Source organism: Clostridium sp. C105KSO13, from assembly GCF_001517425.1.
Classification (GTDB): Bacteria; Bacillota; Clostridia; order Lachnospirales; family Lachnospiraceae; genus Muricomes.
This window is the reverse complement of record NZ_FBWL01000167.1, coordinates 53,747-78,142: the sequence shown is the minus strand read 5'-3', so window position 1 is coordinate 78,142 and position 24,396 is coordinate 53,747. Positions and strand designations below refer to the sequence as shown.

20 protein-coding genes, 1 tRNA gene, 1 riboswitch and 1 other annotated feature are annotated in these 24,396 nt (G+C 44.0%); of the genes, 2 read left to right on the top strand and 19 right to left on the bottom strand.

Annotated features, from left to right (window positions below; genetic code table 11):
• The first annotated feature begins 48 nt into the window (after nt 1–48).
• Nucleotides 49–212, top strand: a riboswitch (M-box (ykoK) riboswitch).
• A 146-nt stretch (nt 213–358) separates the two neighbouring features.
• Nucleotides 359–1,690: a magnesium transporter gene (gene mgtE / locus BN3456_RS10030; protein ID WP_089984062.1), complete on the top strand. Its 1,332-nt coding sequence runs from the start codon at nt 359–361 to the stop codon at nt 1,688–1,690.
• Between the two features lie 27 nt (nt 1,691–1,717).
• Here the strand turns inward: mgtE and BN3456_RS10025 are convergent, their stop codons facing one another.
• The 18 genes from BN3456_RS10025 to scfA all read right to left on the bottom strand — a co-directional run bounded on the left by BN3456_RS10025 (nt 1,718) and on the right by scfA (nt 22,138).
• The gene (locus BN3456_RS10025; protein WP_089984006.1) at nt 1,718–2,740 is read right to left on the bottom strand and encodes a branched-chain amino acid aminotransferase; all 1,023 of its coding nucleotides are present in this window, start codon (nt 2,738–2,740) and stop codon (nt 1,718–1,720) included.
• A 15-nt stretch (nt 2,741–2,755) separates the two neighbouring features.
• Nucleotides 2,756–3,265 carry an acetolactate synthase small subunit gene (gene ilvN / locus BN3456_RS10020; protein ID WP_089984005.1) on the bottom strand — a complete coding sequence of 170 codons (510 nt, stop codon included), beginning with the start codon at nt 3,263–3,265 and terminating at the stop codon, nt 2,756–2,758.
• A 21-nt stretch (nt 3,266–3,286) separates the two neighbouring features.
• Nucleotides 3,287–5,002 carry a biosynthetic-type acetolactate synthase large subunit gene (gene ilvB, locus BN3456_RS10015; RefSeq protein ID WP_089984004.1) on the bottom strand — a complete coding sequence of 572 codons (1,716 nt, stop codon included), beginning with the start codon at nt 5,000–5,002 and terminating at the stop codon, nt 3,287–3,289.
• A 46-nt stretch (nt 5,003–5,048) separates the two neighbouring features.
• Nucleotides 5,049–5,300, bottom strand: a binding site (T-box leader).
• Between the two features lie 151 nt (nt 5,301–5,451).
• The gene (locus BN3456_RS10010; protein ID WP_089984003.1) at nt 5,452–5,952 is read right to left on the bottom strand and encodes a dihydrofolate reductase; all 501 of its coding nucleotides are present in this window, start codon (nt 5,950–5,952) and stop codon (nt 5,452–5,454) included.
• 47 nt (nt 5,953–5,999) lie between these two features.
• Nucleotides 6,000–6,848: a thymidylate synthase gene (gene thyA / locus BN3456_RS10005; protein ID WP_089984002.1), complete on the bottom strand. Its 849-nt coding sequence runs from the start codon at nt 6,846–6,848 to the stop codon at nt 6,000–6,002.
• Between the two features lie 71 nt (nt 6,849–6,919).
• On the bottom strand, nt 6,920–7,354 hold the full coding sequence (locus BN3456_RS10000; protein ID WP_089984001.1) for a MarR family winged helix-turn-helix transcriptional regulator: 435 nt from the start codon (nt 7,352–7,354) through the stop codon (nt 6,920–6,922).
• Between the two features lie 121 nt (nt 7,355–7,475).
• On the bottom strand, nt 7,476–8,759 hold the full coding sequence (locus tag BN3456_RS09995) for a homoserine dehydrogenase (protein ID WP_089984000.1): 1,284 nt from the start codon (nt 8,757–8,759) through the stop codon (nt 7,476–7,478).
• A gap of 21 nt (nt 8,760–8,780) precedes the next feature.
• A complete protein-coding gene (locus BN3456_RS09990; RefSeq protein ID WP_089983999.1) occupies nt 8,781–9,272 on the bottom strand; it encodes a CarD family transcriptional regulator in 492 nt (163 codons plus the stop codon).
• A gap of 422 nt (nt 9,273–9,694) precedes the next feature.
• A tRNA-Gly gene (locus BN3456_RS09985) sits at nt 9,695–9,767 on the bottom strand.
• Between the two features lie 72 nt (nt 9,768–9,839).
• Complete coding sequence (nagA, locus tag BN3456_RS09980; RefSeq protein WP_089983998.1) at nt 9,840–10,967, bottom strand: N-acetylglucosamine-6-phosphate deacetylase; 1,128 nt, start codon at nt 10,965–10,967, stop codon at nt 9,840–9,842.
• Between the two features lie 54 nt (nt 10,968–11,021).
• Nucleotides 11,022–12,809 (bottom strand): aspartate--tRNA ligase, encoded by a 1,788-nt coding sequence (aspS, locus tag BN3456_RS09975; RefSeq protein WP_089983997.1) that lies wholly within the window; start codon nt 12,807–12,809, stop codon nt 11,022–11,024.
• 55 nt (nt 12,810–12,864) lie between these two features.
• Entirely contained in the window at nt 12,865–14,121 is a 1,257-nt protein-coding gene (hisS, locus tag BN3456_RS09970) for a histidine--tRNA ligase (RefSeq protein ID WP_089983996.1), read from the bottom strand.
• Entirely contained in the window at nt 14,112–15,545 is a 1,434-nt protein-coding gene (hemZ, locus tag BN3456_RS09965; protein ID WP_089983995.1) for a coproporphyrinogen dehydrogenase HemZ, read from the bottom strand. Before hemZ ends, hisS begins: the two co-directional genes overlap by 10 nt.
• Nucleotides 15,546–15,569: 24 nt before the next feature.
• Nucleotides 15,570–16,190, bottom strand: a complete 621-nt coding sequence (locus BN3456_RS09960) for an MBL fold metallo-hydrolase (RefSeq protein ID WP_089983994.1) — start codon at nt 16,188–16,190, stop codon at nt 15,570–15,572.
• Between the two features lie 6 nt (nt 16,191–16,196).
• Nucleotides 16,197–18,503, bottom strand: coding sequence for a RelA/SpoT family protein (locus tag BN3456_RS09955; protein ID WP_089983993.1), 2,307 nt, complete (start codon nt 18,501–18,503; stop codon nt 16,197–16,199).
• A gap of 116 nt (nt 18,504–18,619) precedes the next feature.
• Nucleotides 18,620–20,332, bottom strand: coding sequence for a single-stranded-DNA-specific exonuclease RecJ (gene recJ, locus BN3456_RS09950; RefSeq protein WP_089983992.1), 1,713 nt, complete (start codon nt 20,330–20,332; stop codon nt 18,620–18,622).
• A 97-nt stretch (nt 20,333–20,429) separates the two neighbouring features.
• Nucleotides 20,430–21,827 (bottom strand): thioether cross-link-forming SCIFF peptide maturase, encoded by a 1,398-nt coding sequence (gene scfB / locus BN3456_RS09945; RefSeq protein WP_089983991.1) that lies wholly within the window; start codon nt 21,825–21,827, stop codon nt 20,430–20,432.
• Between the two features lie 167 nt (nt 21,828–21,994).
• A complete protein-coding gene (gene scfA / locus BN3456_RS09940; protein ID WP_087156264.1) occupies nt 21,995–22,138 on the bottom strand; it encodes a six-cysteine ranthipeptide SCIFF in 144 nt (47 codons plus the stop codon).
• Between the two features lie 240 nt (nt 22,139–22,378).
• On the opposite strand from scfA, the gene BN3456_RS09935 reads away from it, so the two are divergent.
• A complete protein-coding gene (locus BN3456_RS09935) occupies nt 22,379–22,981 on the top strand; it encodes a 50S ribosomal protein L25 (protein ID WP_089983990.1) in 603 nt (200 codons plus the stop codon).
• Nucleotides 22,982–23,120: 139 nt separating this feature from the next.
• On the opposite strand, the gene BN3456_RS09930 is transcribed toward BN3456_RS09935, so the two are convergent.
• Nucleotides 23,121–24,317 (bottom strand): MalY/PatB family protein, encoded by a 1,197-nt coding sequence (locus tag BN3456_RS09930; protein ID WP_089983989.1) that lies wholly within the window; start codon nt 24,315–24,317, stop codon nt 23,121–23,123.
• Nucleotides 24,318–24,396 lie beyond the last annotated feature (79 nt).

Sequence of the window (24,396 nt, the reverse complement as noted above, 5' to 3'; positions counted from 1 at the left end):
TCCTTGACACATCCGTCACAGCGTTCTAAAATAAAATAAAGTATAATTTAATTATTTCGGTAGGTGAGGCTACCACAGGGATTTGGATTTTCCTGAGATTGCTGCCGTGAGATTGTGGAGACACAATAAGCTGGTTAGCAGGCTATGTCGTGAAGGCATAACCTAACGCAATTGATATGCCCTGTGATGCTAAAGCTCGGACGATGTTTTTTCGGAACTTTTAGCTCCGTCATTGTTCAGGCAGTGATGGGGCTTTTTCTATTTGAATCATAAGCAGGAGGTGAGGTTATGGACGCGGATGCCGGTCATCAATCGAAGAAACTAGAAGAATTGCACAAAGAACGGAGATGTAATAATGATGGACAAGAATATTTTTGTAGAGCTCCTTACACAGCATCATTTTCAGGCAGTAAGGAATATTTTGGATGTCATGAACGAAGTGGACATAGCCTCACTTCTTTCTGATTTAGAGGACAAAGAACTGGCTCTTGCATTCCGCCTGATTCCCAAGGATAAGGCAGCGGAGGTATTTGCCAATATGAACAATTCCATGCAGTCTTATCTGGTGGAAATGTTCACGGAAAAAGAACTAAAAGAATTATTGGATGATTTATATATGGATGATACGGTAGATATGCTGGAGGAACTTCCGGCAAATCTTGTCACGCGTATCCTCAATGCCGTCAGTCAGCCTGACAGGAATATGATCAATCTCCTCCTGAACTATCCTGATGACAGTGCCGGCAGTATTATGACTACTGAATATGTACGACTTCGGCGGCATATGATGGTCTCCGAGGCCATGACACAAATTAAAAGAACTGGTATACACAAAGAGACCATTTATACCTGCTATGTTACGGATAATCGAAAGCTGGCCGGTATCGTGACGGCGAAAGATCTGATGACCGCTGATGACCATATAATGATTGAAGACTTAATGGAGACAGAGATTATTTCTGTCAATACTCACACAGACCAGGAAGAGGTGGCAGAGCTCTTCAGGAAATACGATTTGATTGCCCTTCCCGTTCTAGACGCCGATAATTTTATGGTAGGTATTGTTACCTTTGACGATGCCATGGATGTTATGGTGGACGAGGCAACAGAAGATTTCGCAAAGATGAGTGCCATGAGCCCAGGTGAAGCATCTTATTTTGAAACTTCCTCCTTTGTCCATGCAAAACGCCGTATCGGATGGCTCTTAATATTACTGTTTTCCTCAACTTTTACGGGAACTATTATTACGAAATATGAAAATGCATTCGCAGCAATCCCTCTGCTTGTTTCTTTCATTCCTATGCTGATGGATACTGGCGGAAATTGTGGCTCCCAGAGTTCTACTCTGATTATCCGCGGCATTGCACTGGATGAGATCCGCTTCAATGATATTTTCAAGGTTGTGGTTAAGGAATTTAAAGTTTCAATTATGGTAGGTGTTGTTCTGGCTGCGGCAAATGGGGTTCGTATTCTGATTATGTATCACAATGCCACAATGGCCCTGGTTATTGGACTTTCGCTAATGGTTACAATTGTTGTATCTAAACTGATTGGATGCATGCTGCCGCTTCTTGCAAAGAAGGTAAACCTGGATCCGGCAATTATGGCTTCACCGCTGATCACAACATTGGTGGATATCTGTTCACTTCTGGTGTACTTTAATATTGCAACCCACATATTTAACCTCTAACAGCCACATAGAAGGGCAGCCCCCTTTTTATATTTCTTTTATCCAGCCTTTGGGAGCCTCTATGTGCCCCATCTGGATGCCTGTCAGTGTGTCATACAGTTTTTGAATAGTCGCACCCATTTCTTCCATGCCGCTGGGGAAACAGATTTCTTTGCCGTGGTCAACTATTTTGCCTACAGGAGAAATAACTGCCGCTGTCCCGCAAAGCCCGCATTCGGCAAAATCTTTTACTTCCTCAAGATATACGGTTCTCTGTTCTACTTTAAGTCCCAGATAATGTTCTGCCACGTAGAGCAGAGAGCGCCTGGTGATGGAGGGCAGGATTGTATCGGACTTGGGTGTCACAACTGTATTGTCTTTTGTAATGAAGATAAAGTTGGCTCCGCCTGTTTCCTCTACTTTTGTTCTGGTGGCAGAATCAAGATACATGTTCTCATCAAAACCATTTGCATGAGCTGTCACAATTGCGTGAAGACTCATGGCGTAGTTGAGCCCGGCCTTAATGTCTCCTGTTCCCCGGGGAGCGGCCCGGTCATAATCAGAGACGCACAGGGTGAGGGGTGTTGCCCCTCCCTTAAAATAAGGTCCCACCGGTGTGGTAAACACACGGAACTGATATTCATCTGCAGGCTTGACACCGATAACAGAGTTCGTTCCGAACATATAGGGTCTTACATATAATGTGGCTCCGGAGCCAAAGGGAGGAACGTATGCCGCATTCGCTCTTATGGTCTTAACAACCGCTTCCACAAATCGTTCTGCCGGAAATGCCGGCATTTCCAGCCTTTTTGCGGAATCCACCATCCGCTGTGCATTGAGATCAGGACGAAAAGCTACAATGCGGCCATCCTCTGTTGTATAGGCCTTCAGCCCTTCAAAGACTGTCTGAGCATACTGGAAAACCCCCGCACATTCATTTAAAGTAATATTTGAGTCCTCTGTCAGACCTCCTTTATCCCATTTTTCGTCCTTAAAATTGGCTACATAGCGCTTATCTGTCGCTATATAGTCGAACCCCAAATTCTCCCAGTCGATATTTTTCTTATCCATCTGTAATTCCTCCTTTTATCGTTCCATCATGCTGATAGACTCTATTCCAACGCTGCCGCCTCGTACCACTTCTATATATTTGAACTCTCCTTTCATGAGCTGAACCACCGCGTCATTTTTTGTCGCTGTCTGAACAAACTCTAAAAGCAGGCTGTCCTTCCCATAATCAATAACTCTTGCCTTAAATGTCTCTGCAATTTGAAATAATTCTACCTTATCTGCCTGTGTACATTTTGTTACCTTTACATATAAAATCTCTTTCATCCTGACAAAGATATCTGTAAAATCAATCACCTTAATGACTTCCACCAGGCGGTTTAGCTGTTTCTTAATCTGTTCAAATGTTTCATCGTCACTGACTGTAGCGATGGTCATTCTAGAAACTGTAGGGTCCTCTGTTGTCCCCACTGTCAGACTGTCCAGGTTATAGGACTTACCGGAAAACAAACCTGATATCTTAGATAAAACGCCCACCTGGTTCTCCACATATAAGGAAATCCATCTCTTCTTTGTGCTGTTATCCATTCTCTAAGCCTCCTGATTCTATTAATCCATGATCATCTCTTCCAGAGTGCCGCCCGGCTGAATCATCGGGTAAACCATCTCCTCCTGATCAATGACAAATTCTATCAATACGGGAACCTTACTGCTCCTTTTCGCTTCCTCAAAGGCTGCGCCGATCTCCTCTTTCTCCGTAACCCGGATGCCTTTTGCACCATAACTCTCCGCAAGCTGTACAAAATTCGGAGTATACTCCGGCATTTCCTTTCCGTCTGTTCTGCGAAATAATGCACCGGATCTCAAGTTAGTCATTCCATATCTTTTGCCATAAAATAGTTTCTGCCACTGGCGTACCATTCCAAGATATGCGTTATTAAATACGCAGACAATAATGGGCAGTTCCTCAAGGACTGCCGTAGCAAATTCCTGAATGTTCATCTGCATTCCACCGTCTCCGGATATTACTACAACAGGGGTATCCGGATTGCCAAGTTTCGCCCCGATTCCTCCCGGAAAACCATATCCCATAGTACCCAGTCCGCCGGACATAATCATCTTTTTCTTTGCTGTGATTTCCGCATATTGTGCTGTAAACATCTGATGCTGTCCTACATCTGTCACTATAATCAACTCTTCAAACTGGTGGTTCATTTCATCAATAATATCCTTCGGTCCCAGATCTGCATGAGGCTTCATATCCAGCGGATACTCTCTTTGCCATTCTTGAATCTTATGCAGCCATTTTTCTGTATTGCAGGTTTCCACATACTCCTGCATCTTAGTGATTGCCTCACCTGCATCCGCTACAATGGGGACATCCACATGAATGTTTCTGGAAATTGCTGCTGTGTCAATGTCGATGTGCACAATCTTAGCAGATGGAGCAAATTCGTGAAGTTTACCCGTAATCCTGTCATTAAATCTGGTGCCGATTGAGAACAATAAATCGCACGCACTGACAGCCATATTCGCTGCATAGCACCCATGCATTCCAAGGTTCCCGACAAACAGCGGGTGATTTGTGGGAACAGCCCCCCTTCCCATTACCGTTGTGATTACCGGTATATTGGTCTTTTCCACGACTTCTGTGAAAATGTCATTCACTTTGGCTATATTTACCCCGCCGCCGGCTAGAAACAGTGGGCGTTTTGCCCTGTTAAGCATTTTAATTGATCTTTTCAGCTGCCCTATGTGAACATTTATACTTGGCTTGTATCCCCGTATATTTACCTCCGTCGGATACTCCGGACTGCCCACTTCTGCCATCACATCTTTCGGCAGATCCACCAGTACCGGGCCTGGTTTTCCTGTTCTTGCTATATAAAAGGCCTCTTTGATGATTCTGCCCAGATCTTCCCTGTCCCGTACAGTTACCCCATATTTTGTGATACTTCTTGTAATTCCTACAATATCCACTTCCTGAAAAGCGTCATTCCCAATCAGATGCCTTGCCACCTGCCCTGTAAAGCAGACAAGAGGTACACTGTCATAATTTGCTGTTGCAAGTCCTGTCACCAGGTTCGTAGCTCCCGGTCCGCTAGTCACCAGGCAGACTCCCACTTTTCCCGTTGTCCTGGCATATGCATCGGCCTCATGCACCAAAGCCTGTTCATGTCTGGGGAGGATTACTCGGATATTATCCTGTTTGTACAGTTCGTCGCTGACATCGATCGTACAGGCTCCTGGATATCCAAATACTGTGTCCACTCCCTCTTCCTTCAATGCCTTTACCAGCAGTTTGTTGCCTGAAATATTTCTCATACATACACCTCCTGAAAATGTTGAAAAAAACCCTAAGCTGTTAACAGCTTAGGGCGAATCTTCAATCCGTGTTACCACCTAACTTCAAAGAGTATTCTCTTTGCGCTCTGCCGGCACGGGACTTCTGTCCGATACCGCCTCCCTGTAACGTGGGAATTACGTTGAATCCTACTGAGGGCCCACCCGTTCGTTTCACTGCTCGAAGGCTACTTCCGCAATTCCGTTACGAAGACTCACACCGGCCGTCTCCTCTCTTGGCATCGGGTAATTGCGTACTCCTCCTTGTCACCGCATTTTGCAAATTTCTTTATTGTAGAAATTATATTCATTATAGTGTGTGATTTTAGCACTGTCAATGTTCAATTCTTGATGTTTTTTAATCTTGTGCCAGTTCGTCCGCACAGACATTGGATCGCTTATTCATCAGGAGAACAAATTCCATTTAAGTCTCACAGCCGATCAGCTTTTCTCTTATATGTTGTAAACTTATATTCCAAATCAAAACAAGTATTCTCCTCACTTGTCTCTGTCATTTCCCATTCTTTCTTCTCATCCAGGTTGGGGAAATAAGTGTCTGCCTGGAAGACATGATCAATCTTCGTGATATAAGCCGTATCACAGTAGGGCAGGAGTTGTCTGTAAATACTGCCGCCGCCGATTACAAAGATGTCCTGAGAATTGTACTTTTCCAGTTCTTTTAACAGTTCCACTAATGTATGGATAACAACTGCCCCTTTTACACGATACGTCCGGCTGGAAGACAGCACAATGTTTATTCTGTTCTGCAGGGGAACCCCCCCTGGGAAACTCTCCAGTGTCTTTCTTCCCATGACAATTTCCTTTCCCATTGTAATCTTTCGGAAAAACTTCATGTCGGAGGGGATGCTCACTAACAGTTTATTGCCATAACCAATGGCCCAGTTTCTGTCCACTGCCGCTATTAAATTCATAAATATTCCTCCCAGTTTCTATATATTTAAGGTCAGCATCTATCAGGTTACACTGCAATAGGTATGTTTTTTATCTGTGGATGTGTCTCGTAGTTGATTAATTTCACATCATCCCGAGTAAAGTCATAGAAATTTTTCACTTCCGGATTGAGCCAGAATTCAGGTGCCGGGAGGGGCTCTCTGGAAATCAGCTCCTTAACCAAGGGGATATGTCTGTCATAAATATGTGCATCCGCAATCACATGAAGGAACTCTCCCGCATTCATATCGCACACCTGCGCAAGCATATACAAAAGTACAGCATACTGACACACATTCCAGTTATTTGCCGCCAGCACATCCTGAGAGCGTTGGTTCAAAATCCCATTCAAAGTAAGCTTATCGCTGTTCTTTTCCTTTGTCACATTAAAAGTCATACTGTATGCACAGGGGTAAAGATTCATCTCATGCAAATCCTGGTGCACATAAATATTCGTCATAATCCTCCGGCTGTACGGGTTATTTTTCAAGTCGTATATTACTCTGTCCACCTGATCCATCATGCCTTCTTTATAGACATGCTTCACGCTCATCTGATAGCCGTAGGCCTTGCCGATCGAGCCGTTCTCATCCGCCCAGCTGTCCCAGATATGACTGTTTAAGTCACGAATATTATTAGACTTCTTCTGCCATATCCACAACAGTTCATCCACACAGCTTTTAATCGCCGTCTTCCTAAGCGTCAGTGCCGGAAACTCCTGCCGCAAATCATATCGATTTACTACCCCGAACTTCTTAATCGTGTAGGCCGGCGTATTATCCTCCCACACAGGACGTACCTTTTCGCCCTCAGTACTTGTACCATTTTCAAGAATATCTTTGCACATATCAATAAACACATGATCTGCATAACTCATATTAACACTCTCCTTTTAAAGGGGGTCAGACCCTTTTGCTTTCCATTTACCCGCAATTCTGAAAATTCACATTATGGATCTGCTATATTATAAAGTATTTTCTCCAGACCTCTGGTCAAGGCTGCAACTTGCTTTTTTGTCATGCCACGGGTCATCTGTCTGTCCATCTTTTTACGGTCTGCTTCCATCCGCCGCTGTATATCATACGCTTTTTCTGTCAAGTAGATATTCTTCCTGCGTTTATCGCTGGCATTTGGAACACAAAGTACATAGCCTTTTTCATCCAGCCTTTTCAAAAGCCCTGTTACCGTTGGATTTTTCAGACTAAGGTTGCGCTCTACATCTCTTTGACTCACTTCTTCCTTTTCCGTGCGAAACAGATAATCCAACACCGCACATTGGGATGCTGTTATTCCAATTGTCTTCAGCTTTTCATTCAGATCTTTTTCAAAAACGTTGTTGATCTGCTTAACAGTAAACCCAATTGGCTGGCTTCTCTGTTTCATGGCGTCTCCTTTCTCCGGACTGATTATATAGCTTGCTATGTACTTTCTATACATTGTTATACCATGGCAAAAGGGGCGTGTCAACTTACGCCCCTTCACAATTCTCATGTCTGAATTGTTACTAATATTCTCTGATAACGCTGCTAATGTCCTTAATACTGTCTTTTTCTTTCAATTCTCTCAGCGCATCCTTTAAGTGGTATTCTTTTACTTTTTCTGTCACGATAACTAATTCTGCTTCTGTATCCCGCGCACGTTTCTGTACAACTCTGGCAATACTGACCTTGTGGTCCCCGAAAACCGTCGCAATGCGCGCCAACACTCCCGGTTGATTTTTCACCTGCATTCGGATAAAGAACTTATTCTTTACGTCGTTAAAAATTTTGACAGGTAAATTCTTGTAACACGTGCAGCTGATCCGCCCTGTACAATGATACTGCAGATTCCTTGCCACATCGATGATATCTCCCATCACTGCACTAGCGGTAGGCAGTTCTCCTGCTCCTCTTCCATAGAACATGGCATCGTCCACGGCGTCCCCATGCACAAAAACAGCATTGAAAGAATCTCGCACGGAAGCCAGCGGATGTTCTTTATTCAGGAGCATAGGATAAACACCGACTTCAATCCCGTCTTCTGTACTGCGCGCCACTCCAAGCAATTTGATAACACTGTCGAATTCCCTTGCATAATGGATGTCCTCGGCTGTAATCCCAGTGATGCCTTCCGTGTAAACATCCCCAAACACAACCCTGGATCTGAATGCAACAGAAGCTATAATAGCGACCTTCCTTCCCGCATCCAGTCCTTCTACATCTGCAGTAGGATCTGCCTCTGCATATCCGAGCTCTTTAGCCTTTGCAAGGGCATTTCCAAAACTAACACCTTCCTCAAACATCTTCGTTAAAATATAATTGGTTGTCCCATTTACAATACCCACAACTTCAGAAATTGCATTTCCCGCCAGGCACTGCTTTAAGGGGCGTATTATTGGTATTCCACCCGCTACAGCCGCTTCAAACAGAAAATCACACCGATTGTCCGCAGCAGCATCTAAAAGTTCCTTCCCATATTCAGCCACCAGATCTTTGTTGGCAGTTACCACATTCTTTCCAGTATTCAATGCCTCCAGAATCATGGTCCGGGCCGGTTCAATGCCTCCCATAACTTCTATGACAATCTGAATCTCCTCATCCTGTAAAATATCCTTCCAGTTGTCTGTCAAAAGGGATGTATCTAAGCCTTCTCTGGGCTTATTCCTATTGCGTACAAGAATTCTGGTAAGCTCTAGCTGTGCACCTATGGTATGTTCCATCACATCAGCACGTCTCTGTATCAGCTTATAAACACCGGTTCCCACTGTACCAAATCCCAGCAGTGCTGCTTTAATCTTCTTTTGTCCCATATTCATACCTCATATTGCTCTTTATTCCCGGTTTGCCTCTTCACACATGAACTTCTCCAGTTTGTTCGCAGATATTCCCAAAACATAAGAAAGTTCACTATAGAGAGCATTTTCTAAAATCTGCTGATACTTCTTATCTATACTGGTAATTCCCCCAGTACCCTCTGCGCGCTTATACAGCGTTCTTAATACTTTGGCCCATTCTTTCGGGTTATAATTGGAAATACATGCCTTATAATCCTGCTCACGTGTTTTTCCATTTTTAACCCAGGTCTCCCTGATATTGTCTGCATCGTGAATCAAATCAAGTGCCTCGTTTTTAGTTAAAGGCCTGCGTATATTCTCTTTGTCATCTGTCGGAATATAGGCCCTGTCTTTAGAATCTCCCATGGACTGTAATGTGTAATACTTCTTCTTCCTGTCCACAAAAGTAAAATCCAACACTCCAACATCTTCTACCTTATATATCCCCTTGCTTTTGTATACTACGACATCTCCTAGATTGATCTGCATATTTCCTCCTTCTCACAAACTTTCACTACTTAACCGCAACTGCATCTTTTTCATATTTATACTATCAGGATTACTCTTTCCATAGAAAACACCACCTTTTAATTTCTATACATATCTTACCATTTTTTTACTTTTTTGTAAGGACAGTACCAATCTAATTGATTTGCGCCCCCTGCATCCACTCCGTCAAATGATCTCGTATATATTTTTTTTATTTTGTGAAACTAAGGGTACTATAGAATCTGAAGAATTTAAGGCTCTGTTTGCAGAAACGAATTTGTATCATAAGTTTCTTGTAATTATTCAGAACCAAACTTGAAAACCTATGGCTTTCTCACTGCTTGGTTCTGAACAGTTACAATTTCTTACAGAAAAAGTGCTGTGATCCCTGTAAATAAGGCATCAAGCACTCTTAGTAAAAGAGCGATAGACGGGATTCGAACCCGCGACCCCGACCTTGGCAAGGTCGTACTCTACCAACTGAGCCACTATCGCGTATGTTGTATGTTTCCTGACCGGAACAATAATTACTATACCACATGCAGAAAACATTGTCAACATATTTTTTTATTTTATTACTGTTCCCATACTTATTGTTGTCTGTAATTCATATTCTCTGTTCAGCACCAGAATATCTGCATCTTTCCCTTTTGCCAACATTCCTTTTTGCTTCAGCTTGAACTCCTCTGCCTGATTCACCGAACTCATCTTCACTGCTTCTTCCGGGGAGGCCCCTGTAAACTTTATCACATTTTGAAAAGCCTGAATAAAGGATAATACACTTCCGGCTATAGTCCCGTCCTCCAGCCGCGCCGTATGATCCTTCACATATACTTTCTGTCCGCCAAGTTCACTTATTCCCTCCGGCAGACCTTTTGCTCTCATGGAATCTGTAATTAATTCAATGCCTGCACAGCCTCTGACCTCAAAAGCCAGCTTTACCATTTCCGGCACAATATGTATTCCGTCGCAGATGAGCTCTGCCTTTACCCCCGGCGTCAGCAGGCCAAAACCTGTCACCCCCGGCTCACGATGTTTCAATCCTCTTTGCGCGTTATATAAATGAGTCACATGTCTTGCACCACTTTTTAAAAGCTGCTCATACGTTGCATTGGAATGTCCCACGCTTAACACGATACTATGGGACTTACACCACTCTTCAAACCCGATTTCGGCTTCTTCCGGAGCATAGGTAACAATACGAATCAGACCACCGCTTATCTTATTCCATCTGTCCAGCACCTTTTCATCCGGTTTTTTTATAAAAGCCGGGTCCTGGGCCCCTTTAAATTCTTTTGAAACAAAGGGTCCCTCCACGTGGACTCCCTGAATAATGGGAGTCTTCTTCGCCGCATCGGCTATGTTTTTCAGAGCTGCTTCTATCTTCTCATAAGTCTGCGTCATGGTTGTACAAAAGTAGGAAGTGATTCCTTCATTTTTTGCCATTTTATGAACCATCTCCCGGATTTCTTCAGGGGATGCATCCATATTGTCCAGACCGTAGCCGCCATGACTGTGTATATCAATAAAACCGGGAATCAAAATGTCGCCTTCTGTGCCTTCCTCCATATCGTCTTTTTGAGCAGCAAAGTTGTTCATTTCTCCAATTTCTGCGATTTGTCTGTCAAATCGGATAAATCCGTCAGGAATGGTTTTTTCTCCGGTATAGATTTTTTTGTTTTTTATCACTTTCATTTGTCTGTACCGCCTTTCGTTTCACATATTGGGTTGAAAATTCGGCCATTTATTTTACTTTTCAGAATTGTATATTTCCAGTCCCAGCTCATGAAGCTGCGCTTCATCCACCTGACCCGGGGCTTCTGTCATCAGACAGGAAGCATCTTTGATCTTTGGGAACGCCATAACATCGCGGATACTGTCTTCCTTTGCCATGAGCATCACAAGTCTATCCAGCCCGTAAGCCAGTCCTGCATGCGGCGGAACTCCATATTTAAATGCATCCAGAAGGAAACCGAACTGGCTATGCGCCTGTTCCTTTGTAAAGCCCAGAACCTCAAACATTTTTTCCTGTATATCATTCTGATGAATACGGATACTTCCTCCGCCGATTTCATTGCCGTTTAATATAATATCATACGCTTTTGCGCGGACTCTTCCCGGATCAGAGTCAATATACTGCCAGTCCTCCTCCATAGGCATGGTGAAAGGATGGTGCATTGCCAGAAAACGATTCTGCTCATCACTCCACTCCAAAAGAGGAAATTCTGTCACCCAGAGGAATCTGTACTCATCTTTATCCAGTATTTCCAACTGTCTTGCTATTTCCAGGCGCAGATTGCCCAACACATCCCAGACGACTTTATTTCTGTCTGCGGCAAACAAAAGTAAATCTCCTGGCTCACCTGCCATAGCCTGGATCAGATTCTGCATTTCTTCCTCCGTCATAAACTTCGCAAAAGAAGATTTTACTGTGCCGTCCTCCTGGATGGAAACATAGGCAAGACCTTTTGCGCCAAAGTCTTTTGCAAAATCAACAAGTTTGTCTATCTTTTTGCGGGGCATGCCTCCCTGTCTTTTTGCATTGATACCACGGACTGTTCCGCCATTTTCTATAGCACTCTTGAATACAATAAATTCACTGTCCTTCACAGTCTCTGTCACATCTATCAGCTCCATGCCAAAACGGATATCTGGTTTGTCTGAGCCATAGCGGTCCATTGCCTCCTGCCAGGTCATTCTTTGAATAGGGAGCGTTACTTCTATATGCAGTACTTCTTTAAACAATTTTGTCAGCAATCTTTCGTTGACATCAATCACATCGTCTACATCCACAAAAGAAAGCTCCATATCAATCTGGGTGAACTCCGGCTGCCTGTCTGCACGCAGGTCCTCATCACGGAAACATTTTGCAATCTGAAAATAACGATCATACCCAGAACACATTAAGAGCTGCTTAAACAGCTGCGGAGATTGGGGCAGCCCATAAAAACTCCCCGGATGAATACGGCTGGGAACCAGATAATCTCTTGCCCCCTCTGGTGTACTCTTTCCCAGTACCGGGGTTTCAATTTCCAGAAAACCTTCCTCGGCTAAAAACTGGCGAGTCAGGGTGGCAACCTTGCTTCTCATCATCAGGTTTCTCTGTAAATCCGGTCTTCTCAAATCCAGATACCGATACTTCAGACGGAGTTCTTCTTTCGTTTTGCTATTTTCCTCGATAGGAAACGGCGGGGTCTCGGATTCAGAAAGAATCCGCAATTCCTCAGCTCTGATTTCAATCTCCCCTGTTGCCAGATTTTCATTCACAGCACCGCTTCTCTTTTCTACTTTACCCACAACAGCTATTACAAATTCACTGCGCAGTTTTGCTGCCCGCTCGATCAATGCCAGCTTCTCTTCCCCCTCAAATACAATCTGAAGAATACCTGAGCGGTCTCTTAAATCTACAAAAACAATTCCGCCCTTATTGCGGTTTTTCTGCACCCAGCCCATTACAGTTACATTTTCTCCGACGTTTTTACCGGACAGCTCACCGCAGCGGTGGGTCCGTTTTAACCCCATCATTGACTCTGCCATTCTTATCATCCTCTCCAAAGGGGACACTCCCCTTTACACATTTTTCGCAATTTACTTACTCATTATCCCGGTAACATTCCATGATATCACCGTATCCTTCTTCCTTCAGCTGTTCCTTCTGGAACTTTTTGTTCTTTTTCATGTTAACTATCAAAACCTGCTTTCCTGCAGCCCTTTCTTCTTTTGCAAGATTCAGAATCTTGAGCATTCCTTCTTTTGACATTCCTTTTTCCATCAGAAATGCTTTCTTATCTTTGCCGGTGGGAATCTGAAACCCACGCTCCTGAAGAAGCATGACGATTCTTTCAAAACCAATGGAAAATCCTACAGCAGGTGTATTTTGCCCGGTAAACTTCCCAATCATTTCATCGTATCGTCCGCCGCCGCCCACAGAGCCTCCAAACTCGTCCATAGAAATTTCAAATATGGTTCCTGTGTAATAAGACATCCCCCGGACAAGTGTGGGGTCGAAACAAATGTTAAACTTTGCTTCTTTCGCACTTTCTACACTGGTAATAATCATTTCGAGCGAATCCGCTGCATCATCCGCAAGAAAGCCTTCCAGTTTTTCTTTACAGTAACGAATACCCTCCACATCGTTCGTAATCTCTTTGAATAACCGGAGATATTTTTCAACCGCTTCTTTTTCATAGCCACATTCCTCTAATTCTGCTGCCACGCCTTCTAAACTGATTTTATCCATCTTATCCAGTATGATAAATACAGTTTCATAGTCTTCTTCCTTAAAGCCACTGTAGTCAGCCATTGCCTTTAAGAACCGCCTGTCATTGATGCGGATGGTGAAGTTCTGAAAATCAAGCTTACCCAAAAGCGTGGAGGTTGCAAGTATCAGCTCAATCTCTGCCAGATTGCCGGGCTCTCCCAAAATATCGATATCGCACTGCATAAATTGACGGAAGCGTCCTCTCTGGGGTCTGTCCGCCCGCCATACATTTCCCATCTGTAATGCCTTAAAAGGTGAGGGAAGATCATTGGCATTGTTGGAATAATAACGGGACAAAGGCACCGTCAGATCATAGCGAAGTCCTCCGTCCACCAGATCACCTTCCGTCCGGGCAGTATCAAGTTTCAGCTTTTCCCCTCGCTTTAGAATCTTGAAAATCAATTTTTCATTGTCCCCACCCTGTTTACTGCACAGGTTTTCTATATGTTCCACACAAGGTGTCTCGATCGAGGAAAATCCAAAGGACTTATACGTGTCCTTTATAAGTCCGATTACATAGTCTCTGATTTCCATTTCACCGGGCATCATGTCCTTCATCCCCGTGACTGGTTTCTTCTTTAATGCCATAGCCATTTTGCTCCTTTTCTCTCTATCATTTCGTCGATACGCCTGATATATGACTCAATGTCCTTTACATTTTCTATTCTCACCAGATTACTCTGCTTACCGTTCTCCAGCGTGATCTTATCAGGAAAGACTATCTTTGTAGAAGCGCCTGCACCTGCCGCGAGAATCGTCTGCTTTTCTTCCATAATAAGTATATTGTATATTCCGGCTTTGTCAACCTTCGCGTAACCCACATTCTCAAAATTTCCTGCCATGTTTTTTTGCCGGTACAGATAATATGGCTGCAGGCCCATCCGCTTTGCTGCATCGGCACCTGCCTCCACCATCTGTGCAATTTCCGAATGTAAATCTATCCGCCTGTGCTCCTGTCCAAACTTTGCGGCCCGTTTGATAGCAAGCGCATGGATTGTCAAACTGTCCGGCCTTAAGCTTTCTATCTGCTGCAGTGTATCCTGCATGTCCACTGCATCCTCACCTGGCAGACCTGCAATTAAATCCATATTAATGTTATCAAAGCCCAGCTCCCTTGCGAGATAAAAAACATCCTTTACCTCCTGCACTGTGTGACAGCGCCCCACTTCATCCAAAGTCTTCTGCTGCATAGTCTGGGGATTTATCGATATTCTGGTCACCGGATGTTTTGCAAGAACCTCCAGCTTCTCCCGGGTAATGGTGTCCGGTCTCCCCGCCTCAACGGTAAACTCCTGCAGATATTCATAGGAAAAAGTAGAATCCAGCAGATTAAGAAGTCTTTCCAGCTGCTCTGCCTCAAGGGATGTTGGGGTCCCGCCCCCTATATAAATTGTATTAAGTCTCTTCCCACGGGCAGCCTGTCCGATAAACGCAATTTCCTTACACAACGCATCCACATACAGATCCATCCGGTCTGCCCACCTGTCAAGAGGTGAGGAACCGAAAGAACAATAGGAACAGATACTGGGACAGAAAGGTATGCCGATATACAGGCTGTACCCCCGATCATAATCCACCTTCTGCAGCAGTTCTTTTTCCCGCCGGGCAATCTCACAGCCTAGAACAGCCTTTTCCATGCTGACACTATAAGTATCATTAAGAAACTTTACAATTTCTTTATCACTTATTCCATTTTCGATCATCTGCATAATCAATTTAGTGGGTCGTATACCTGTCAGCATTCCCCATGCTAGTTTTTTCCCAGTTTCTTTGCTTAAATACTCATAAATAAGTTTTGTCACATGGTGCTTTGCCTCCTGTCTGTCCAGGCACGCCCTCACCTCTGATCCGGGAATGGAAAAGCAAGAACCCTCTTCCAACACTAATTCTGCCAGAGGTTCTTGCCTTTCATCCACCTTCTGCCTGATTTCCGCATTGGGGAAAAAGGCCTTTACTACATGATATAAATTATAACTATATAAAGTCTCTTTACTGCTGATATCTATTGTCATCCGTTTAGCAGTCTTCCTTTCCTCTTATAAAAACGGGTTGTGAGCCTGTTCAAAGTCAATGGTAGTCTCATCCATGTGACCCGGATAAACTTTTGTCTCTCCCGGCAGGCACATTAACCTTTCCTGAATAGAATGGATCAGCTGGCTGCTGCTTCCGGTCGGAAAATCAGTTCTGCCTATGGAAGCACGAAACAAGGTATCCCCACTAAACAGAACTCCCTCTGACTGGATGTAATAACAGCACCCTCCGGAAGTATGTCCCGGTGTATAGATTGTTTCTATCTCCATTCCTGCTACAGTCAGTTTCTCCCAATCTTTCAGATAACACGCATCGGAAAAAGTGTAACCCGGCCCGTAGGTAACCGAGGAGTTTAAGGAAGCGTCTTTTAGCAGCTCTTTCTCGGCCTCATGGGCATAAACCGGAACAGGAAATTCCTTCAAAAATCCATCAATCCCCAGAATATGGTCAAAATGTCCATGGGTCAGCAGAATTGCTTTCATATCCAGGCCCGAACTTTTGATATGATCCACCAGCTTTTTCGGGCAAGCCCCCGGATCTACCAGAAAGCACTCATTTGATTCTTCATTCTGCACAAGATAACAGTTTGTACTTATTATGCCAATTACAAATCGCTCTATTTTCATCTCTTCCTACCCCGCTGTTCTTTCTATATCCATCACGCCTTCTACCTGACGCAGTTTCTCAATAATTCTGTTCAGCTCTTCCCGTCCATGAACAATAAATCCCAACTCTAAAGTAGCAGTTCCTTTTTTACTGGTCCGGACATTCATAGACTTGACATCAATCTGCCCCTCGGTAAATAGTCTGGTGAATTCCAATAGAAGACCCTTTCTGTCATGAGCAAATACCTTCAGCTCTGCCAGATACTGTCCGCCACTGTTCTCTGACTCATCCGTTTCCCACTCGGCATCAATCAAACGTTCCCGTTCTGAACCAGATAAATGTATGATATTGACACAGTCAGTTCTGTGAATAGACATTCCCCGCCCTCTTGTCACAAAACCAACAATTTCATCACCAGGAACCGGATTGCAGCACTTTGAAAAACGTACCGCCATATCGTTCATGCCCTTGACTACAATTCCGCTTCTGGACCTGGCCACATGTACCTTCTGACTGCCGGCCTCGGATAGTCTTTCCAGAATCGTTTCATCTGTTATTTCCTTTTTGTGCTCCTTCTCATATTCCTCCACAAGACGGTTCACAATCTGGCCCTCTTTCAGGCCGCCGTGGCCAACTGCCGCCAGAACTGCATCCCAATCCTTAAATCCATATTTTTGCTGTACCACCTGCTGATATTTAGGCTTTAAAACATCCGAAAGGTTAATAGTTTTTGCCTTACAATAGGTTGAAATCAGTTCCTTTCCACGGATAATGTTGTCTTCCTTAAACTCTTTTTTGAACCACTGATTAATCTTGTTTTTTGCCTGGGTACTCTTTACAATATTCAGCCAGTCCCGGCTCGGCCCCTTAGAATTCTGAGAGGTCAAAATCTCAACCCTGTCACCGTTTTGAATCTTGTAATCTATATTTACCAGTCTTCCGTTGACCCTGGCACCTACCATTTTATTGCCCACTGCGCTGTGTATGCTGTAGGCAAAATCCACCGGTGTGGAACCGTTAGGCAGACTTTTCACATCTCCGTCGGGAGTAAAACAGTATACATCATCGACAAACAGATCCAAATCTCCTTTTAAAAGGCTTAAAAATTCCCTGTTATCCGACATGTCTCTCTGCCATTCAAGAATCTGGCGCAGCCAGCTTAACTTTTCCTCTTCCTGGGCCTCCACACTCTTGCCGTTTCCTCCCCCCTCCTTGTATTTCCAGTGGGCCGCAATTCCGTACTCAGCCGTCTTATGCATCTCTTCCGTACGGATTTGTATTTCGAAGGGCTGGCCGGAAGGTCCCATCAAAGTTGTATGAAGGGACTGGTACATATTGGCTTTGGGCATGGCAATATAGTCTTTGAAGCGCCCCGGTATGGGAGTGTACATCTCATGGATAACTCCAAGAGCCGCGTAACAGTCCTTAACAGAATCCACAATAATGCGCACAGCAAATATATCATACACTTGGTCCAGTGTCTTATTCTGATTAACCATCTTTTTATATATGCTGAAAAAATGCTTTACTCTCCCGTAAACCTTGGCGGTGATGTTGGAATTTTTCATGTGAGTGGATACCTCTGCCACAATCTGCTGCACAAATTCCTCACGCTCAGTCTTGCGCTCGTTCAGCTCTCTAACCAGATTATAATAAACCTCCGGCTGATAATACTTCAGAGATAAATCATCCAGCTCCGTCTTGATCTTAGAAATACCAAGCCGGTGAGCAATAGGAGCATAGATATCCATGGTCTCTCTGGCTTTTTCTTTTTGCTTAGCAGGCGTCATATACTCCAGAGTTCTCATATTGTGCAGACGGTCTGCCAGCTTAATGATAATAACACGTATATCCTTGGCCATGGCCAAAAACATCTTGCGCAAATTCTCCGCCTGCACTTCAAGCTTATCCTGAGAATAAGACAATTGTCCTAATTTTGTGACACCATCTACTAGAAGAGCAACCTCGTCACCAAACTCTCTTGTCACGTCCTCCAGCGTCATTTCCGTATCTTCCACCGCATCATGAAGCATCCCAGCCACAATCGTCTCTTTATCCATCTCCAGATCAGCCAGGATAATTCCCACCCACAGAGGATGAATAATATAAGGCTCCCCGGATTTACGTATCTGTTCCTTGTGAGCTGCCTTTCCCACACGGTATGCTTTCTCAATCATCGTAATATCCGCGGACGGATGATATTTTTTTATTCGGTCTATCAAGGACTGATACAATTGTTCAGGGTCTTGATAATCTTCCGGTGCTTTCACGGTATGTCCTTCGACAACCTCTAAATTTTTGTTCAGCAATTCGTATTCCGGAGTTCCAGCCATATCAATTCCCCCTTTCTCCTGTCGTAAGTGTCATAGATAGAATTAAGTATACCATTATTTTTTCAGTTTTCAAACTATTTCCTTATTTAAATCCGTAATAGTCCGGCCATAGGAGACTATTGATAGTTTACTACCGTAATCTGAAGATTCTTCACGCCCCTATATTCATTGACAGAAGGATAAAATGTAAGCGACAGCTCCTGTTTTTGCTCCATATATTTCAGGCATTCATGAACTTCTCCAAAGTAAACAGCCTGCAGTCTGTTCCCGTTTACATCTTCTGCCTGGAATTTCAGAACATTTTGATTTTTTCCGATAATTCTTGGATTAATCACTTTCAAGTGTTTTTCTGCAAACAGAGGCCTGGGATTTCCCTTTCCAAATGGCTGCATAAGCTCTATTTCCTCCACAAGAGTTTCTGTAACATAAACAAACGGAAGCTGCATATCAATGGATACCTTTGGAAGCAGGTCATCCGCAGACAAATTGGAAAGCTCGTTGATGCTTCTCCTGAACTTGTCCACATTCTCCTCCTCAAGAGATAGTCCTGCCGCAAGCTTATGTCCCCCGAACTTAGTAAACAACTCCCGGCAGCGGCACATCTCCTCAAACATATTGTAGACAGGGGTGGAGCGGCCGGAGCCCTTTACCCCCCGGGCTCCCCGGGTGAGCACAAATGTCGGGCGGTAATACTTTTCTCTTATTCTGCCGGCAATAATCCCTGCTATACTTTCGTGGCAGTCGGGAAGATAAACGACCAGCACCTTATCTTCCTTCAGAGGGCCCTCCTCAATCTGCCTCACCGCTTCCTCTACCCCTTTTTCCGTCATTTGCTTTCGGCTATCATTTAATGCCTTCAGATCCTCTGCCAGCATCATAGCATCTCTGCAATTATCCGCCATCAAAAGTTCCAATGCCCGCTTTGCCGTATCCAGCCGGCCGCTGGCATTGATGCAGGGTCCCAGCACAAATCCGATATGATACGCCGATAACCTTTCTACGGAAATTTTAGTACATTCAATCAGCGCCCTCAGGCCATAATTATGTGTACGCTTGAGCATTTCCAGACCTTGCTTTACAAAAATCCGGTTTTCCCCGGTCAGATCCATTACATCTCCTACCGTCGCAATTGCCACATTTTCCATTAAGTAATCGATATCATCCACATCTCTTAGCATTACTTCGAACAGAACCTCAATCAACTTATAAGCAACCGCTGCCCCGCACAATTCTTTGAAGGGATATTCGCAATCCGTCCTATGAGGGTCGACCACCGCATCCGCCCGAGGCAAAATATACTCTTTTTCACCACCGTCTTCCAAGTAGGGAACCTCATGATGATCCGTTACTATCACAGTGAGTCCCTGCTGCCTGCCGTAATCAATCTCATCTGCCGCCGCAATCCCATTGTCACAGGTGATAATTGTATCAATCCCGTCTGCCAGGGCCCTGTCGATGAGGGCTTGGTTTAATCCATATCCATCCCTCATACGGTCTGGAATATCGGTATCCACATTTCCACCCAGCTTTGAAATTCCTTCCTGAAGCACATAAGTTGCATTTACCCCATCTATGTCATAGTCCCCAATGACCCGGATAGGCTTGTCCTCCCGAATCTTTTCCGAAAGAATCTCCACGGCCTTGTCCATATCTTTCATAAGTATTCCGTCGTATAAATCAGCAATTGTGCCATTTAAATAGAAATCAATCTGCTCATCTCCAATCAAATCCCGGTTCCGTATCAGCCTTGCAAGAATAGGAGAAATATTGTATTTCCGGGCAATCTGGTTAAAATCCGCTTTCTTCATCGATAGGAACCATTTTTCCACCTTTTGTCCTCCTCATAAAAAAAATCCACAATTTACCCTTCTAAATATAACCAGAGGACAAATTGCGGATATAGTGTGCCGCTGCCGGCAGCGAAGCCTACAGTCTGTCCGCCAGCGCTGCCTTTATCATGATTGCACATTCCACACGTTTGCGCTCCATTTCACAGCTGACATCGTAGGTATTGTTAATTGTACCGTTAAACTTATAAGAGTTTGCCATACAGCCGCCGCTGCAGTAAAACCTTGCGAAGCAGTTCCGGCACTTATCCTTGGAATAAACACTGCAGCCTCTGAATTCATCTGCAATCTCCGGCTTTACAATGCCCTCGTCCACGTTTCCCATGAGGAACTCATCCTGTCCCACAAATTGATGACATGGGTATAAATCCCCCCAGGGAGTAACTGCCAGGTATTCTGTGCCCGAACCACATCCGGACAACCTCTTAGCCACGCAGGGACCACCCTCCAAGTCCAGCATAAAATGGAAGAAAGTAAATCCCTCGCCTTTACGTTCTCGTTCCACCATGGTCTTCGCAAGTACATCATATTCATGAAAAATCTGAGGCAGGTCGCTTTCTCTGATCGCATAGGGGTCTGTCTCCTCCCCCACAACTGGTTCAATAGAAATCTGTTCAAATCCCAAATCCGCAAAATGCATCACATCATTAGAAAAATCAAGATTGTCCCGGGTGAATGTCCCTCGTATGTAATACTTCTGCTGGTTCCTGCTTTCTGCCAGCTTCTGGAATTTCGGCACGATCAGATCATAGCTGCCCTTTCCATTTCTGAAGGGGCGCATCTTATCATTGACCTCCCGCCTACCGTCCAGGCTTAAAACAACATTGTCCATCTCACGGTTCACAAACTCCTGAACCTCATCATTTAAAAGGACTCCATTCGTAGTCAGAGTGAAACGAAAATGCTTGTTGTACAGCTTTTCCTGCTCCCGCCCATAGGCTACCAGCTCCTTTACCACCTTCCAGTTCATCAACGGCTCTCCGCCAAAAAAGTCTACTTCCAGATTCCGTCTGCTTCCGGAACTGGCAATCAGAAAATCCAGGGCTTTCTTTCCCACTTCATAGGACATCAGGGCCCTTCTTCCGTGATATTCTCCTTCCTCTGCAAAACAATATCTGCAGGCCAAGTTGCAGTCGTGGGCAATATGAAGACACAGAGCCTTTACCACCGTCTTTCTCTGCTTCACTTCATCGATATAATCTTCATAAATGTCTCTCGTAAAGAGCCTGCCGGCCTCTGTCAGTTCAATGACAGCCTCCAGAACGTCTTTTAAGTCCTCTTCACTGTAAACCTGTCCAAAATGCTCCAGAAGATAACGATAAGTATCCTCATCTTTCAAAGTCTGTGGAGTATGAAATGAATTCATAGTTTCCAGAGCTTCCATTACATCATATGCTATCTTGTCCACAACATGGACAGCTCCGCTGTTCACGTCGAGGACAATGTTATATCCATTATTTTGGTACTGATGTATCACAACAGTTCCCCCTTTTCTTAATATCCCAGGCCGCCCCAAAAGCGCCGTCCCGCCAACAAACACAAGGCAGCGGCTAAAGCCGCTGCCCTTAAAGCCACATAGCTATATTTTATTACAGCAGTTCAGCAGAATCAAGCTGATAGCTGAACTGTCACACTTAGTACAGCTTATCGCTTCTGCTCGCATGTCTGGTTTCCAACTGTGCAGGATGTCTTACACGCTGACTGGCAAGATGTCTGACATTCTCCGCAGCCGCCTTTTTTTACTGTATGATTCAATGTCTGTGTGTTCAGTGTTTTAATATGTTTCATAATGAATTCCTCCTATATTTATACTGCAGGCCTCTTTTACCTTAAAATATTATAGCATACCGCGTACGGTTTTTAAAGTAATTTTTGTAATTTACGGCATCAAGCTGATGGCTGAACTGTTCCAATTAGTACTTGACACAGATGTTATAATATAAATGTAACAAAGAAATCTACTTAACAAAACCTGTTTATTTTTGAGGCTGCTAAGTAATGGATTCAGAATTTTGGAGGAAAAGATAAATGAATACTTTAAAAGCTGAAAAACGAGACATGAAAACAAAAGCCAAACGACTAAGAAGAGAAGGATTTGTTACCGGCAATGTATTTGGACGGGAGATAAAAAGATCCATCCCAATCCAGATTGAAAAAGGCGCTGCAAAACGCCTGCTTAAAACCAATAGCCGAGGAAGTCAGATTATGCTGGATTTAGATGGACAATCCATGGATGTTCTGATTAAGGAAGTTGATTTTGCACCAATGGGCAGCTCGATTTACGAGATAGATTTCCAGGCCCTGGTCAGCGATGAAAAGGTTAATTCCGTTGCAGAAGTAGTTCTTCTGAACCATGAGAAGGTAGTGGCCGGAGTTGTACAGCTGCAATTGCGTGAAATTGCATTCAAAGCACTTCCCTCTGCGCTGGTTGAAAAAGTCTCTATCGATGTAGGTGATATGAAGATTGGGGATACCGTTAAAGTAAAGGATCTGGATATTGCAGTAGATAAAGATATTGATCTAATTACCGACGTAGATGCCGATGTTGTAACTGTCACCGAAGCACGCAATGCTCCGATAGACAGCAATACTGATGAGGATACAGTTACCGCAGAAAGTACAGAAGTTTAATTTTTATAAAAGGTAAAGTAGATAATGCCACCTGTGTTTGATATGATAAAGATATCACCCGCAGGTGGTATTTCTTGCCTTTCGTATCATGTCATGGGGTGAGGAAAATGAATCATATATTGGTTATTGATGGCCACGCTTATATAAATACATATTTCTTGAGTCTTTCCATGGCCTCTTTCACCAGTTCATGAGGCAGAGCCAGATTCACACGGATTGCATACTCCCCGTGAAAGGGTCTGCCATCCTGCCAGATAACTCCGACTTCTATTCCGGCTCTGAGAAGTTCATCCAGGCTCTTCTTATGCTCCTGGCACCACTTTTCACAGTTCAGGAACAGCATATAGGTTCCCTCCGGCTTCCCCAAGGACACACCTTTAAAATGGCTGGTAATATAATTGTAAGAATATTCTACATTTTCCCCGATTACCTGTCTCAGCTCATCCACCCATTCTCTTCCCTCCGGTTTATACGCACCGATCAATGCATGCATAGAAAGGACATTACAGGAATTATAGTGAGAAGCGCCTGCCAGCTTTTCTACTCGATCCCGCAGATAAGAATTGTATATCACATGATAAGCTCCGATCAGTCCCGCAAGATTAAAAGTTTTGGAAGGTGCATATATGGCAGCTGTCCTGTTTCTCGCATCCTCAGATACGGACTGCGTTGGAATATGTGTATAGTCCGGCAGCGTAAGGTCTGCCCATATCTCATCGGATATTACTACACAGTCATACTTTTTATAGATCTCCAGCGCTCTCTCAATCTCCTCTTTGTCCCACACTCTTCCTGATGGATTGTGAGGGGAGCAGAAGATAACACAGTGAATATGATGTTCTTCAAGCTTTTTCCCCATGTCCGCGTAGTCCATGCGCCAGATACCCTTTTCATCCTGCTTTAAATCACTCAATACAATTTTTCTGCCCAGATTTTCTACCGTCTTTGTAAATCCGATATAAGTGGGTGAATGCAGCAATATAGCCTCCCCCGGAGCTGTAAATGCCTGAATTGATGATGAAACACAGCCAAGCACGCCGTTCTCATACCCGATGTCGGTTTTCTTCATCCCTGTCATCCCAAATCTGTCCCTGTGCCAGCTTATAATACTTTTGTAATACTGATCAGATAAACCAAAGTATCCAAAATGGTGATGTTTCAGCCTTTCTTCCATTTGATCCAAAATAGTCGGCAGTGTAGGAAAGTTCATATCGGCAACCCACATGGGAATTTTCGCAAATCCTTCTTTTACTTCCGCTCCTTCCACAGGAATCTGTTCCACAGCCATTGCATCATGACCGGCTCTGTCCATAATCGTTGTAAAATCGTATTTCATATTAATCTGCTGTCCTCTCTATTGCTTTTTCTCTTAGTCCGGATTTTCTTATAAAAAGCAGAGCTGTCCAATGCTCTGC